The organism is Sphingomonas sp. GW821-FHT12D09, from assembly GCF_058807215.1.
This window is the reverse complement of sequence record NZ_JBXAQL010000002.1, coordinates 113,522-128,389: the sequence shown is the minus strand read 5'-3', so window position 1 is coordinate 128,389 and position 14,868 is coordinate 113,522. Positions and strand designations below refer to the sequence as shown.

General features: G+C 67.0%; 13 protein-coding genes. 3 read left to right on the top strand and 10 right to left on the bottom strand.

Annotated features, from left to right (window positions below; all coding sequences use genetic code 11):
• Window positions 1-13: 13 nt before the first annotated feature.
• Window positions 14-412 (bottom strand): Co2+/Mg2+ efflux protein ApaG, encoded by a 399-nt coding sequence (gene apaG, locus AC1RPL_RS10420; protein ID WP_493069234.1) that lies wholly within the window; start codon window positions 410-412, stop codon window positions 14-16.
• Entirely contained in the window at window positions 412-1,620 is a 1,209-nt protein-coding gene (locus AC1RPL_RS10415; protein ID WP_493069233.1) for a trans-sulfuration enzyme family protein, read from the bottom strand. The genes apaG and AC1RPL_RS10415 overlap by 1 nt, the downstream gene beginning before the upstream one ends.
• Before the next feature lie 201 nt (window positions 1,621-1,821).
• On the opposite strand from AC1RPL_RS10415, the gene AC1RPL_RS10410 reads away from it, so the two are divergent.
• On the top strand, window positions 1,822-3,120 hold the full coding sequence (locus AC1RPL_RS10410; protein ID WP_493069232.1) for a phospholipid carrier-dependent glycosyltransferase: 1,299 nt from the start codon (window positions 1,822-1,824) through the stop codon (window positions 3,118-3,120).
• 1 nt (window position 3,121) lies between these two features.
• Here AC1RPL_RS10410 and AC1RPL_RS10405 read toward each other — a convergent pair whose 3' ends face one another.
• The 7 genes from AC1RPL_RS10405 to uvrC form a co-directional block, all read right to left on the bottom strand.
• Window positions 3,122-4,222: a glycosyltransferase gene (locus AC1RPL_RS10405; RefSeq protein WP_493069835.1), complete on the bottom strand. Its 1,101-nt coding sequence runs from the start codon at window positions 4,220-4,222 to the stop codon at window positions 3,122-3,124.
• Window positions 4,222-5,274: a 3-isopropylmalate dehydrogenase gene (leuB, locus tag AC1RPL_RS10400; RefSeq protein WP_493069231.1), complete on the bottom strand. Its 1,053-nt coding sequence runs from the start codon at window positions 5,272-5,274 to the stop codon at window positions 4,222-4,224. Before leuB ends, AC1RPL_RS10405 begins: the two co-directional genes overlap by 1 nt.
• Before the next feature lie 48 nt (window positions 5,275-5,322).
• Window positions 5,323-6,054: a DNA repair protein RecO gene (gene recO, locus AC1RPL_RS10395; protein ID WP_493069230.1), complete on the bottom strand. Its 732-nt coding sequence runs from the start codon at window positions 6,052-6,054 to the stop codon at window positions 5,323-5,325.
• Window positions 6,055-6,220: 166 nt separating this feature from the next.
• Window positions 6,221-7,165 carry a GNAT family N-acetyltransferase gene (locus tag AC1RPL_RS10390; RefSeq protein WP_493069834.1) on the bottom strand — a complete coding sequence of 315 codons (945 nt, stop codon included), beginning with the start codon at window positions 7,163-7,165 and terminating at the stop codon, window positions 6,221-6,223.
• 5 nt (window positions 7,166-7,170) lie between these two features.
• Window positions 7,171-8,127 carry a polysaccharide deacetylase family protein gene (locus AC1RPL_RS10385; protein WP_493069229.1) on the bottom strand — a complete coding sequence of 319 codons (957 nt, stop codon included), beginning with the start codon at window positions 8,125-8,127 and terminating at the stop codon, window positions 7,171-7,173.
• 166 nt (window positions 8,128-8,293) lie between these two features.
• Window positions 8,294-11,089 (bottom strand): DUF3857 domain-containing protein, encoded by a 2,796-nt coding sequence (locus tag AC1RPL_RS10380; protein WP_493069228.1) that lies wholly within the window; start codon window positions 11,087-11,089, stop codon window positions 8,294-8,296.
• A gap of 64 nt (window positions 11,090-11,153) precedes the next feature.
• Window positions 11,154-13,076 carry an excinuclease ABC subunit UvrC gene (gene uvrC / locus AC1RPL_RS10375; RefSeq protein ID WP_493069227.1) on the bottom strand — a complete coding sequence of 641 codons (1,923 nt, stop codon included), beginning with the start codon at window positions 13,074-13,076 and terminating at the stop codon, window positions 11,154-11,156.
• Between the two features lie 96 nt (window positions 13,077-13,172).
• Between uvrC and AC1RPL_RS10370 the strand changes: the two genes are divergently transcribed.
• Window positions 13,173-13,922, top strand: coding sequence for a class I SAM-dependent methyltransferase (locus tag AC1RPL_RS10370; RefSeq protein ID WP_493069226.1), 750 nt, complete (start codon window positions 13,173-13,175; stop codon window positions 13,920-13,922).
• A 188-nt stretch (window positions 13,923-14,110) separates the two neighbouring features.
• Here AC1RPL_RS10370 and AC1RPL_RS10365 read toward each other — a convergent pair whose 3' ends face one another.
• Complete coding sequence (locus tag AC1RPL_RS10365; RefSeq protein WP_493069225.1) at window positions 14,111-14,302, bottom strand: hypothetical protein; 192 nt, start codon at window positions 14,300-14,302, stop codon at window positions 14,111-14,113.
• Window positions 14,303-14,399: 97 nt separating this feature from the next.
• Here AC1RPL_RS10365 and AC1RPL_RS10360 point away from each other — a divergent pair, with 97 nt between their 5' ends.
• A complete protein-coding gene (locus AC1RPL_RS10360; protein ID WP_493069224.1) occupies window positions 14,400-14,825 on the top strand; it encodes a surface-adhesin E family protein in 426 nt (141 codons plus the stop codon).
• Window positions 14,826-14,868 lie beyond the last annotated feature (43 nt).

Below are 14,868 nucleotides of genomic sequence, written 5' to 3'. Positions count from 1 at the left end.
CCGTTAACATCCCTCATTCCGCCACCGCCGGCGCTGTCAGCGCGAACTTGGGGATGGCGACATCGAAGGCCGAACCGTCTTCGCCGATCATGTGATAATTGCCCTGCATATTCCCCGTCGGCGTGCTGAGCGGACAGCCCGAGACATAGTCGAAGCTCGCCCCCGGCGCGATCATCGGCTGCTCGCCGACCACGCCTTCGCCCTCCACCGTATGGCGGGCGCCGCGCCCGTCGGTGATGATCCAGTGTCGGGTGAGCAGTTGCACCATCACCGGCGAGCTGTTCTCGATGCGGATGTGATAGGCCCAGAACCAGCGGCCGCGTGCCGGCTCGCTCTGTTCGGGCAGATAGCTCACCGATACGCGCACGGTAATCGCGCGCGTTTCCGCCGCATCGGTGAACAGCGCATCCATCACAACCCGGCGGCTCTCAATGCCTGATCGAGATCGGCGATCACGTCCTCGGAATCCTCCAGCCCAACGTTGAGCCGCAGCATGCCCTCGGTTACGCCCATCTCCAAGCGCTTCTCCTCGGCAACGCCGGAGTGGGTGGTCGAGCTGGGATGCGTCATCAGCGAGCGCGAATCGCCGATGTTGTTGGAGATATCGACCAGCTCAAGCGCATCGAGCAAGGCGTGGGCCTGCGTGCGCCCGCCATCGACTTCGAACGAGAAGATCGGGCCGGCGGCGTTCATCTGGCGGTTGAACAGATTGTGCTGCGGATGGCTGGGCAGCGCCGGGAAATTGACCTTGGGCACGCGCTTCTCGAGGAAGCTGCCCACCTTCAGCGCGTTCTCGCTCTGGCGGCGAATGCGCAGGTCGAGCGTCTCCAGCCCCTTCAGCACCACCCAGGCGTTGAACGGCGACAGCGTCGGGCCGGTGTTGCGATGGAAGGGCAGCAGCACGTCGTTGATGAAGGCAGAGGTGCCGGCGACGGCGCCGGCCAGCACGCGGCCCTGCCCGTCCATCATCTTGGTCGCCGAATAGGCCACCACGTCGGCGCCGAACTCCATCGGCCGCTGCAGCGCCGGGGTGGCGAAGGCATTGTCGACCACGCTAGTGATGCCGTGCTTGCGGGCGATGCCGCACACTGCTTCCAGATCGACCACGTCCATCGTCGGGTTGGCCGGCGTCTCGAAGAAGAACACCTTGGTGTTCGGGCGCACTGCGTCTTCGAACTGCTGCGGATCGCGCGCGTCGATCACGGTGGTCTCCACGCCGAAGCGCGGGAGCAGGCTGTCGGTCAGCCAGCGGCACGAGCCGAAGGCGGCGCGGCCCTGGACGATATGGTCGCCGGCGCTGACCTGGCAGAGGATCGCCGCGGTCATCGCCGCCATGCCAGATGCCATCGTCCGGCAGGCCTCGGCGCCTTCCAACAGCGCGATCCGCTCCTCGAGCATCTCCACCGTCGGGTTCTGCAAGCGCGAATAGGTCATGCCCTGCTGCTCGCCCGCGAAGCGCGCGGCGGCGTCGCCCGCGCAATCATAGGCGTAGCCCGAGGTGAGGAACATCGCCTCGCTCGTCTCACCCCATTCCGAACGCGCGGTGCCCCCGCGCACGGCCTGGGTAGCGGGCTTCCAATTGCGGGTGACGCTGCGGTCCTGGCCTGTGTGACGCTTCATGATGGGTTTGCTTTGCGGCGGAGCGAGCGCCCACGTCAACACCGGTCGTCACTTGGGCGCCGACAAGCCCTTCTTTCGTCATCCCGCGAAGGCGGGGATCTAGAGCCACGAAGGACGTCGCGCTGCCACTCTGGATCCCCGCCTTCGCGGGGATGACGAAGGGGCATGACGGAGGCGGAACGGTCGGCTAATCAACGCCCCATGCTCGATCGCCTCAAGGCCCTGCAGGGCCGTCCTTGGACCGTTGCCCTGCTGCTCGCCATCGCCACGCAGATGCTGTTCCTGGTCCATCTCGATCAGCCCAGCGTGATCATGTTCGACGAGGTGCATTACCTGCCCGCGGCGCAGGCGTTGCTCGACCTGTCCGGCCCGCGCAATGTCGAGCATCCGATGTTCGGCAAGGAGCTGATCGCGGCGGGCATGGCCTTGCTAGGCGACAATCCCTTCGGCTGGCGCATCGCCTCGACCCTAGGCGGCACCGCGACGGTGCTGGGCGTATTCGCCTTCCTGTGGCTGTTCACCCGCCGCATGCGCGTGGCGGTGATCGGCGCGCTGCTGACGGTGCTGAACCAGACCGTCTACGTCCAGGCGCGCACCGGCATGCTCGACATATTCCTCGGTGCGCTGCTCGTCTGGGCGTTGGTGATGTTCCTCTGGGCTATGCAGGGCAGTGGCAAGGCGGTGTGGTGGCGCTGGGTCGCGGCGAGCGTGCTGCTGGGGCTGGTCACCGCGGTCAAATGGGCCGGCGTGCCCTATATCGTGCTGGCCACCCTCGCCTTCCTCGTCATCCGCATTCGCGATGCGCGGCGCGCCAACAAGCCCGTGCTCTCGGCGCTTTCGGGCAAGGACCAGCCGCATTGGGCCGGCCTGCCCGCCATTACCGCGATCCTCGTCCTGGGCGTGGTGAGCGTGGCCACCTATTTCATCACCTTCATGCCGGCCTTCTTCTACACCACCGATCCGTTGCCCCTGTCCGGGCTCTTCGCGCTGCAGATCCATATGTGGCAGATGCAGACCCAGATCCTGCCGCACCACACTTATCAGTCGAGCTGGTGGAGCTGGCCGCTGATGCTGCGGCCGATCTGGTATTTCTATGAATGGGACCGCGGCGCCCAGCGCGGCGTGCTGCTGATCGGCAATCCGCTGATCATGTGGGGCGGGCTGGTCGCCGTCCTCGCCTGCTATTGGGCCTGGTTCAAGGACAAGGCGATCAAGCCGCTGGCGATGGCTTTGCTATGGACCGCCAGCCTGGCGATCTATGCCGTGATCCCCAAGTCGATCGGCTTCTATTATTACTATCACCCGAGCAGCATCTTCCTGTGCATGGTGCTGCCGGTCGCCTTCCTCCACTTCGACCGGGACAGGAACCGCGGCTGGGAAGAGTGGTTCACCGCGCTCTCGCTGCTGATGTTCGGTTATTTCTACCCCGTCCTCTCGGGCGCGCCGCTGGCGGACAGCCAGGGCTTTACCCATTGGATGTGGCTGGGGAGCTGGCGCTGACTCAATAGCGTCCCCAGACGAAGCGCGACGACAGCGCGAAGTTCCACACCGCGGCAACCGCGATCCCGGCGAGCGCCGCGAAGCGCCAGTCACCGTGCTGGACATTGTGCAGGAACGCCGCGACGCCGACGTTCGCGGCAGCACCGACGCTGCACACCACGCAGAACGACACCCAGCCGCCCAGCATCGGGCCGAAGCCCTTCAGCCTTTGCTCGCGATAGGTCAGCGCGTTATTGAGGAAGAAGTTGAAGGTCATCGCGATCGCGGTGGCGAGGATCGTCGCGCCGACGAACGGCCAGTTCAGCCCGCGGAAGAACAGCGCGAGCACGAGGAAATGCACCGCGGCGCCGACCGCGCCGATGCCGGAGAACATCACGAAGCGCACCGGCACGACCCTGCCGAACATCCGGTCGTAGAGCGCGATCAGATATTCCATCGCGACGACGTAATCGAGCTTGCTCTCACCCAGCGCCCGGGTGCGGAACACATAGGGTAGCTCGAGGAATTTCAGCGGCCGGTGCGAGGCGGTCATGATGTCGAGCAGGATCTTGAACCCGATCGCCGACAGCGTCGGCACCAAGTCGCGCACGATACCGGTGCGGATCATGAAGAACCCGCTCATCGGATCGGAGAGATCGGCCTTGAGCACTTTGCGCGAAAGCCTGGTCGCGAAGGCCGACTTGGCGACGCGGTCGTCATCCCATTCGCCGGTGCCGCCGCCATCGACGAAGCGCGAGCCGATCACCACGTCGAGATCGGCGCTGCCTTCCAGCGCGTCGAGCATCTTGGGCAGCAACGTCTCGTCATGCTGCAGATCGCCGTCGATCACCGCCACGAAGGGCGCCGCCGTCGCGCACATGCCCTCGATGCAGGCCGAGGAAAGCCCGCGCCGCCCGATCCGCTGGATCACCCGCACGCGGCCATCGCGCCGCCCCAGCTCGCGCGCCGCATCCGCCGTCCCGTCCGGGCTGTTGTCGTCGACGAAGATCGCTTCCCAGTTCCGCCCGGTCAGCGCTTCGTCGAGCTTTGCGATCAGCAGCGGCACGTTCGCCCGCTCGTTGAACGTCGGGATGACGACCGCGAGCTCGAGCTGGTCTGGGATCACGCGAGCGCCTTCAGCACCGCATCGCCCATCTCGCTGGTCGACATCGAGCCGCCAAGGTCCGCGGTCCGCGCGCCCGCAGCGAGCGCCGCGCCGACCGCGGCTTCCACCTTCTGGGCCACCTCTTCATTGCCGAGCGAATGGCGCAATAGCATCGCCGCCGACAGGATCGCGCCGCATGGATTGGCCTTGCCCTGCCCGGCAATGTCCGGCGCCGAGCCGTGGATCGGCTCGTACATGCCATTGTCCCCGCTCCACGCGCGCAACGATGCCGAGGGCAGCATGCCGATCGAGCCCGCGCACATGCTCGCCTGGTCGGAGAGGATGTCGCCGAACAGATTGCCCGTCACGATCACGTCGAACGCCGCCGGTGCGCGCACCAACTGCATCGCGGCATTGTCTACATACATATGGGTCAGGTGGACGTCGGGATATTCGGTCGAGAGCTCGTTGACCACATCGCGCCACAGCTGCGACGTCTCGAGCACATTGGCCTTGTCGACCGAGCAGAGCTTCTTCTTGCGGCGCTTGGCCATCTCGAAGCCGACCCGGGCAATGCGCTCCACCTCGGCTTCGTTGTAGCTCATCACATCGAAGCCCTGGCGCAGGCCCTCGACGTTGTGGCGCCGGCCCTTCTCGCCGAAATAGACATCGCCGACCAGTTCACGGACGATGACCAGGTCGAGCCCCGCGACCACTTCGGGCTTGAGCGGCGAGGCATCGGCGAGCGCAGGGAATAGCGTCGCCGGACGGATATTGGCGAACAGGCCGAGCTCGCGGCGGATGCCGAGCAGCGCCGCCTCGGGGCGCAGCCTCCGCTCCAGCGCCTCGAAGCGCGGATCGCCGATCGCGCCGAACAGCACGGCATCGGCTCTCTTCGCGAGGTCCAGCGTCTCCTGGGGCAGCGGCCGCCCGGTCAGCAGATAGGCCGCGCCACCGACCGGCGCCTCCTCGAAGTCCAAGCCCAGCGCGAGCGCTTCCAGCACCCGGCGCGCCTCGCGCGTCACTTCCGGCCCGATCCCGTCCCCGGGCAGTACAGCAATCAGCGGCAACTCAAGCTCCCCACATCGTCGCGGCCCGCTTTGCCGCTCTTGTGTCCGTCACGCAACAGCCCGCTTCAACCGATCGACCAGCCGCGCGCGTGCGGCGAGCAGCTCGGCGCCTTTTCCGATCAGCAGGTCACGCTCGAGGAAATGGCCGGTAAGCTTGAGGCCGTCGAGGATATCGTCCCATCCGGCCTCGCCGCCTTCGACCAGGAAGCGCGGCAGGCGCAGCAGCCTGTTCTCATAGCCCTCGGCCCCGATCCGGCTCACTGCGATGCCGCTCTTGGGGCTGACATAGGCCAGATCGTCGTTGCGCCCGGTCGCCGCGCAATGCTCGAGGTCGAGCCCGAAGCCCAGTTCGGCGAGCAGCAGCAGTTCATAGCGCACCATCGCCACTGCCCAGCCCCGCGCCGCCGGCGCCGCCTCGATCGCGGCGAGCACGCCGTCGAGCGCGCTGTACAGCCGCGGATAGGGCTGCGCCTCGGGCAAGGCGAAGGACGAGAGCGCGGTCGCCCATTGGAAGGCGGCCGCGGGTAAGGCTTCGGAGAACATCGCCGCGCGGCTGTGGAGCAATTCCACCGTTAGCCCGGCCAGCGCATCCTCGGTCCGCGAGCGCCATTCGCCCTGCACCAGATTGGCCGGCTGCAGCACCGGCCGCAGCGTCCGGCCATGCCCCCCGCGGACATAGCCCGGCTGGACGCCGTCCTCTTCGGTGAACGCCCGCACGATCGCACCATGCTCGCCATGCGCGCGAACGGACAGGATGATGGCTTCGGCGCGCAGGTGCATGAAGGCGTCCTACCAATTCCTCCCCGGAACGGGGAGGGGGACCGCGACGCGAAGCGGCGTGGTGGAGGGGCCCCGTTATCCGCGGACATATCAGCTTGTGGAGAGCGGGCCCCCTCCACCATCGCTGACGCGATGGTCTCCCTCCCGTTCCGGGGAGGAATTAAATCTAGCCGCCCCGCCGCACCTTCTTCGCGAATTTCTCCAGCCCGGCCCGCTTCACCAGCGCCTTCACCCCGGCAACACTGCGGTTGAACCCGCCCAATGCGCCCATCGTCACGCGGTTCGCCAGCGAGGGCCGCAACAGGAACAGGTCGACGCAGTCTACCCCGCCGGTGGCGAACTGGCGCTTGTGCTGGCCCTCGCCCTCGGTGAAGTCGAAGCGGCTGAACGCGCCCTCCTCGAATAGCTCGCGCATAGCCTCGAGCTGGAGCACCGCGCCGGGCGACAGGTCGTTGAACGCCGGATCGTGCCCGACATGGGCATAGAGCACCACGCCGCCCGCGATCACCGGGCAGTAGAGATAGGCGGCCGGCTCGCCCGCGATATAGAGTAGCCAGGCCCGCACCTGGCCGGCTGCACCCTGCGCCAGCATCGTCGCCAGGAACTCAGGGCTGTCGGGCAAACCCGAGCCGAGCAGCTTTTCCTGATAGGTCCTGAGCGAGATCCGCCGTGCGACGTCGTGGAATGCCTCCAGCTCGTGCGGCGCGCGGAAGGCGCGGACGTCGAGCTCGCCACTGCTCTCGGCCGCGATCTTCCTGGCCTTGCGCTTGATCCCCTGGCGGGCGTTGGACGACAGCCCGTTCCACCAGCCATCGAACCCCACCCCGAAATCGGTGAAATAGCGCGTGTAGCGCTGGCGGATGAAGGGCAGCATGTCGTCCGATGCCTTAACCAGTCCCGGCACCAGATGCTCGGGCAGCGAGGTCACGACATAGCCATGCGCCTCGCGCGGCAGCACCGGCAGCGCGGGCACCCGGTCGGCGCGGGCCTCGTCCAGCGTCAGCGGCAGGCGCACCAGCTGGCGCTGGATCGTCGCCAGCGTGCGTGCGCCGATCTCGAACTTCAGGCTGGTCGCCTTCGCCTGGGGCGCCTCCGCGGTCACGTCGCTCATCGCGTTCACGCGGCGCGCTCCTCGACCAGGTTCGACCAGAGCTGCTCGGCCTGGCGCAGCCGCGTGCGGATCAGGCTCGGCCCGAGCGGAGCATCGTCCTGCCCGAGCGCCATGCGCGGCCGGTCTGCGAAGAATTCGGTCACCAACACCCCCCGGCGGCTGGCCAGCATGCGGCACAGCGCCTCGAAGCGCCGCACATGCACGGCGTTAGGCCGCGTCCCGGCGCGATTTGCAAGCTCGAAGCCGTGGCTGACGATCGTGACGGCCGAATGGCTGCGCAGCACGGCATGATCGAGCGCAGCGCGCATCTCGCCGGCCGAAAGCGCGCAGATCTGGAAATGCCTGAGATGCCCGGCGCGGTCCTCGATCAGCGTGACCGGCACTTCGATGATCCCGCGATGCGCGATCGGCGCGATCTGGCGCTCACCCAGCCCGATCGCGCTCGGCCAGGGATGTTCGGAGCCATTGTGGCTGCTGTCATATTCGAAACCGAGCTGCGCCAGCGCCGCCAGCGTGTCGTCGCTCGCCGAATAGCTGCCGGAGCGGAACGCCATCGGCTCGGACGCGCCGCACGCGACCAACATGTCGGAGGCGGCGGCGAGCAGCTCGACCTGCTCCTCAAGGCTGTAATCGATCAGCTCGAAGGGGCCATAGGTGGTTCCCTTGTCGCCAGCATGCGCCCCGGTCCAGTTGGGGTGCAAGTGCAGCTGCACTTCCTGCCCCGCCTCGAGGATCGCGCCGACGACGCGCTTGATCGGCTCCAGGCCATAGACCAGCGCCGGCATCGGATCGACGAAGAAGCAGGCCTTGAGATCATGCCGGGCGAGCTGCTCGAGCTGCCAGGCGACGCCGACATTGGCAGGTTCCAGCGAGCGCTGGACGATCGTATCGACATCGAGCCCGGCGACATGGTGCCGCCACATGATCTCGGTGTCGATCGTGATGAAGACACGGGTAGCCATGCTGCCCGCCTAGCATGCGGGCGTGAAGAAAAGGCGAATGGCGGGCCTTTAGTTGAAAGACTCAGCATTCCAATAATCGTCATCCCCGCGAAGGCGGGGATCCAGGGTTATGCTGCCTGGGGAGGCCCTGCCTGACTCTGGATCCCCGCCTTCGCGGGATGACGGGTTACGCCTTGATCCCCCAGCGCGCATAATCCGCGTCGACCTTGGGCGAGAGCAGCCGGGCATCGGCGATGTCGGCCTGCCCTTCTTTCAGCTTGCCCATGCGGGCCTTCACGATCCCGCGCAGGAACAGGCTCGACGCCGCCGAGGGCCGCTGCTCCAGCGCCGCCTCGAGATCGGCCAGCGCCTCGGCCAGCTTGCCCTGGCGGAAATAGACCATCGCCCGGCTGTCGAGCGCCGCCGCGCTGTCGCCGCTCAGCTGGATCGCGCGCGTGCAGTCTGCCAGCGCGGTATCGAGCTGGACGTTCATCGTGCCCTTGATCCAGCAGCGATTGTTGAGCATTTGGCCGTTGCCCGGCTTCTTCTCGATCGCCGCATCGCTCGCCGCGATCGCGCCCTCGGCATCGCCGGCGCGCGACAATGCAGTCGCCTTGAGCGAAAGCATCGCCGGCATGTTCTCGCCTTCCTCGGCGATCTTCTCGTCGAGCATCGCCAGCGCCGCGTCCTTCTCGCCGATCTCGGCCATCAGCGCAGTGAGCGGGCCCAGCGCGGCGGCGTCGCCCGGCTCCAGATCGAGCGCCGCGCGATAGTCCGCGATCGCCGCCTTCTTGTTGCCGATCAGTTCGTACAGTCCGGCCCGTCGGCGATAGCTGGTGGCATCGGCCTGGATCGCGATGGCCTTGTCGAGGTCCGCGATCGCCTTGTCGCGCTCGAGGATCCAGTTGAGGAAATTGGCGCGCGCCACATAGCGGCCGGGCTCCTCCGGCTTGTCGGCGATGTAGCTCGCAAAGCGCGCCAGCACGACATCATAGCGGTGCGCGGCCTTGGCAGCGGGCACGCCGTGCCAGGGCGAGGGATAGCCCGTCACGGTGCGCGCGCCGAGCCGGCGGTTCTTGGCCTCGGCGAACTGGGCGCGCGCCGTCGCGAAATCGGCCGGCGCGATCTCGGCGCCGGTCTGGCTGTTCTCGAACTCCATGGTCAGCACCTCGCCGGCGAGCACCGCCTTGCGCGCCACGTGCATGCCGCCGGGGAGGTCCGTGTCGAGCACCGGATTGCCATCGAAGCTGAAGCCCGCCCCGCCGTCCGGCAGCCTGATCCGTACCGTTCGCTTCGAACGCATCGCGCCACCGGTCTCTACCGGCACGTCCTTCCAGCTCGCCCGCGAGCGGTCGGGCATGACGAAGCCACCGCCCGAGGATCCGATATCGTAGCGATAGCGGCTGTCGGCATAGGTCCAGCGGCTATTGGCGATGCCGCTCAGCTTGATCGTCGCAGTGCCCGCCGCGTCGTCGAACGAAAAGTCGCTCGCCGTCACGATCACTTCGCCGCCGCCCGGCGGAACGAGCTTCTGGAACTGCTCGCGAATCTCCTTCTTGTCGGTGTTGGCCGAGATGTTGCGAATCATGTCCGCCGTGGAGCCGCGCAGCGTGACTTCGGCTTCGAACGGCGCGGCAAGGTTGATCCCGCCGCGCATGTCGATGTCGAGCGTGCCGATCTGCGCCGGCCGCGCCGGCACGCGGTTCGGCGCTTCCTCGGGCACGGCCCCTGCGGTGCGTAGCGGCAGCACCCAGCCGAAGCTCGGCACGTCGGCAATGTCCTCCAGATGCGTGCCGGAGGCAGTGCCGTCGAGCCACAGGGTCTGGCCGTTCACGCGGGCGACGGCGAAGACATGGTTGAACGCGGCCGGCGACGGCAGCCGCGCCGCGACCAGATCGCCATTACCCAGATTGGCCATCACCGCCTCGGATTCGACGCCGAGCGCGTGCAGGATGGCGAGCAGCAGCAGCGTCTTGGCCTTGCAGTCGCCATACTTCGTCAACCAGGTCTCGCTTGGCGACTGCGGCACATAATTGCCATTGTCCATGCCCTTAAACAGATAGCGCACCTTGCCCTGCACCAGCGCGAGCGCCGCCGCGGTGCGGCGCAGCGGGTCCTTCTCCGCCGCCGCGATCTTCGCCACTTCGGCGGCGAGCGGGCTGCCCGGCGCGATCAGGCCCTGGGTGCGATACAGCGGCTCCATCGTCCTGGAGACCGACTGCCAATCCGGAAAGGTCGTCGCCTCGACGATTCCCGGCTTGAAGAAGCGCCCAGGCATGCGCGACGGGCTCGGCTGCTGGCGCATCACCGGCAGCTTGAACACCATCTCGTGCCAGCCGCCCGCATCGCGCTGCTCGGGGGTGGCGCCTTCGGAATAGGTCTTCCACTTCACATCGGTGCCCGTCGGCCAGAGCAGCCGGGTGCGCGCGAAGCCGATCTTGATCGGCTCGGCGAAGATCGGCCCGATCGCGACTGCATTGCCCTGGAGCGTCGGATCCTTGCTGGTGACCGAATAGCGCAGGTCGAGCACGTCGCCGACCTGGAGCCCCTCCACCGCCAGCGTCGCGGTCAGCCGGCCGTCGAGCATCAGCCGCTCGAGCCCTTCCTCGCGCTGGATCACGCTGAACTTGGCGCCCTTCAGCGCATCGATCCGCTTGCCGCCGCGCAGGATATCGACGCCGTGGACGATCAGGTCGCCATGCGAGGGCTGCCAGTCGATCTTCACCGTGCCGGCGCTGGAGACCCCCTGGATCGTCGCGAGGCGGGTGGCGCGCTCATAATAGATCCAGCTCTGCCCGTCGGCGAGGCGCGCCTGGACGTCGCCGATCATCATCGCCGGAGCGTCATTGCCCAGATTGGCGGTGGCCGGCTCGGGCGCAAGCGTTACCCAGGCGGGGACGGGCTGGTAGAGCGGCTTGTCGCCCGCATGGGCCACCCCGGCCGTGCCGCACAGCAAGGCCGCAACCATCAAACGCCGAACCATCGAATCCTCCCCGGAATAACCGGCCAAGGTTTCGAAAGTCCCGGCCGTTCAGGCAAGCGGCAAATCAGCGGGAATGGAAATAATCATAGACTTGCTGCGCCACGCCCGCGCTCACTCCCGGCGCCTTTTGCAGGTCTTCCAGGCTTGCCGCCCGCACGGCCCGCGCCGTGCCGAAATGCATCAGCAGCGCCTTCTTGCGCGCCGGGCCGATGCCGGGGACTTCGTCGAGCGGGCTCGCACCGATCGCCTTGGCGCGCTTGTCGCGATGCGCGCCGATCGCGAAGCGGTGGACTTCGTCGCGCAGCCGCTGGAGGTAGAAGAGCAGGGGCGAATTGACCGGCAGGGTCAACTCGCGTCCGTCCATCAGGTGGAACACTTCGCGGCCTTCCCGCCCGTGGTTCGGCCCCTTGGCGACGCCGACCATGCACACGTCCTCGATGCCGAGATCCTCGAGCACCGCCTTGGCCGCATTGAGCTGCCCGCGCCCGCCGTCGAGCAGAACCAGGTCTGGCCAGTTGCCGCCCTGCCGGTCCGGGTCCTCCTCCTGCGCTCGGGCGAAGCGGCGGCTGAGCACTTCGCGCATCATCGCATAGTCATCGCCCGGCGCCGTCTCGGCGCGCTTGATGTTGAACTTGCGATACTGGTTCTTCTGGAAGCCCTCGGGCCCCGCGACGACCATCGCGCCCAGCGCATTGGTGCCCTGGATGTGCGAGTTGTCATAGACTTCGATCCGGTCGGGCGGCTCGGGCAGCTCGAACAGATCGGCGACTTCGCGGAGGAGTTTCGCCTGCGTCGTTCCCTCGGCCAATCGCCGGTCCAGCGCTTCCACCGCGTTGCGCTTGGCCTGGTCGAGCAGCCGCCGCCGCGTGCCCCGCTGCGGCACGCCCAGCGCGACCTTGTGCCCGGCCCGCTCCGCCAGGGCCTCGGCGAGCAATGCTGCTTCCTCCAGGTTGCGATCGACGAAGATGATCTTCGGCGGTGGCACTTCCTCGTAGAATTGCATCAGGAAGGCCGCGAGCACTTCGTCCTCGCTCACTTCGTTGGTGTGCGCCGGGAAGAAGCTGCGATGTCCCCAATTCTGGCCGCCGCGGATGAAGAAGGCCTGGATGCCCATCACGCCCGACTTGTTGGCGAGCGCGAAGATATCGGCATCGCCGACACCCTCGGCATTGATCGCCTGGCTGCCCTGGATGAAAGTCAGCGCCTTGAGCCGGTCGCGCAGGATCGCCGCCAGCTCGAAATCGAGCCCCTCCGCCGCCGCCTGCATCTGCGCGCCGAGCTTGGCTTGGACCTGGGTCTTCTTGCCCATCAGGAAGTCGCGCGCGTCATCGACCAGCTCCTCATAGGCGGCCGGCTTGATCCGGTCGACGCAGGGCGCCGAGCAGCGGCGGATCTGGTAGAGCAGGCACGGCCGGTCGCGCGTATTGAAGAAGCTGTCGGTGCAGCTCCTGAGCAGGAACAGCTTCTGCAGCGCGTTGAGCGTCTTTCGCACCTGCCCTGCCCCGGCGAACGGCCCGAAATAATCGCCCTTCACCTTGCGCGCGCCGCGGTGGAGCTGGATGCGCGGATAGTCATGGTCGCGGCGCAGTAGGATGAACGGGAAGCTCTTATCGTCGCGCAGCAGCACGTTGTACGGCGGGCGGAAGCGCTTGATCAGCTGCGCCTCAAGCAGCAGCGCCTCGGCTTCGTTGTTGGTCGTGACGATCGTCATCGACCGGGTCTGCGCCACCATCCGCTGCAGCCGCTTCGAGAGGCGCTGGACCTGGGTATAGTTGGTCACCCGGTTCTTGAGCGCGCGCGCCTTGCCGACATACAGCACGTCGCCGCGCGCATCCTGCATCCGGTAGACGCCGGGGCGCACCGGCAATGTCTTCAGCACATTGCGGATCGCCGCCACGCCGGCCTCAAGATCAGGCGCGTCGGCGCCGCGCACCGCATAGGTGGCGGCTTCCTCGTTGAAGCGGTTGGGGGAATTGGGATCGGACATCGTCGGATGGGATTTAGGAGCCGCTTTCGCCGCGGGCAACTTGAACGGTCACATCAATGTGTCATGCTCGGCTCAAACACATAGGAGAGTCGTCCCATGAAGCTCGCCCTGTCCGCCGCGCTGCTCGCGCTCGCCATGCCGCTTGCGGCACATGCCCAGACCGTCCCCGCCCCGATCGCCGCCGCGCTCACCGATGCCGGCAGGCCCCAGGCCGACAAGGATCGCGACGCCGCCCGCCACCCGGGCGAGATCCTCGCATTCGCCGGCATCGCGCCGGGGCAGAAGGTCGCCGACTTCATCATGGGCGGCGGATACTGGACGCGCCTGATCGCACCGATCGTCGGCGCCACGGGCAAGGTCTATGCCTATCAGCCTGCCGAGTTCATCGCGTTCCGCGCCGCCTATGCCGATGAGCAGAAGGCCGCAGTGGCCGGCCGCGCCAATGTCGTCCCCCTGAGCGACAGTCTGAAGAGCTTCGCCTTCCCCGAGCCGCTCGACGCGATCATCACGGTGCAGAACTGGCATGATCTCCACCTCAAGTCCGCGCCCCCCGGCGCCGCCGCTTTCATCGCCAGGAAGCTCTATGAGTCGCTCAAGCCCGGCGGGGTGCTGCTGGTGATCGACCATGCCGCCAATTCCGATCCCGCCTTCGCCGTGCCGCAGACCCTCCACCGCATCGACCCCGCCGCCGCCAGGGCGGAGATCGAGGGCGCCGGCTTCAAGTTCGAAGGCGAACTGCCCCTGCTGCGCAACCCCGCCGACCCGCACACCGCGAACGTCTTCACGCCCGAGGTCCGCGGCAAGACCGACCAGTTCATCTACAAGTTCCGCAAGCCGGCGATGTGAGGCGCGCAAGTTCGGCCCGTATCGTCATTCGATATTCGCGCGGCGCTTTCGCAATTACTCCGTCACCCTGAACTTGTTTCAGGGTTCAAAGCGCTTCGAGCGATATCGCCTGGGGAGAGTTGGATGCTGAAACAAGTTCAGCGTGACAACCCTATCGGGGCGGGCCCGGTCGTGTCGGCCGCCGCGCCCTACCGCCCCGCTTTATTCTCCAGCGCGTTCGCCCGGGCCTCGATTCGCTCCATCGTCGCCTGGGTGCGCGCGCCGATATCCTGCGCGAGGCGATGCTCTTCCACCGCGCTGTGCCAGGCGACGGCGAGGACGAAGACGAGCAGCAGGGCGGTGAGCGCGGTGGCGAGCTGGAGCCAGCGTTGGGTGGTCATGCGGCCATCCTAGCCGCCTCGACCCGCTCCGGCCAGCCGGCCCCTTTCCCCCGAAATGGAGTCATGGCAGGGTGCCGGAAACACGAGGGAAACCGTCATGCGCCTGCTGCTGATCGCCATTGCCCTGCTGCCCTTCGCCACCCCGGCCGCCGCTCAGCAATGGTACCGCGTCGGCGGCAACGAGACCACGCAGAGCTATGTCGATCTCGCCAGCCTGCGCACGCTGGGCGACAAGATCGTCGGCGATGTCGAGAGCGTCTATGTCAAGCCGATCGGCGATGGCATCATCGCCGCGCGCATCCGCACCGAGTTCGCCTGCACGGCCAAGAGCTTCCGCACGCTCGAGTACAGCTATTTCGCCGCCGGCGGAAAGTTCATGCGCAGCGAGCCTTCGGAGTCGATCAACGAGGTCAAGGTCGCCAAGCCGGAGAGCATCAACGAAGCGATCCTGGACTTCATCTGCTTCCGCAAGGGCGGCGAAGCGGTGGCCGATCCGCTCAGGGACGCGCCGGGGCAGTTCTGAGGAATGTCATTTAATTCCCCTCCCTCCTAGGGAGGGGAGTTGG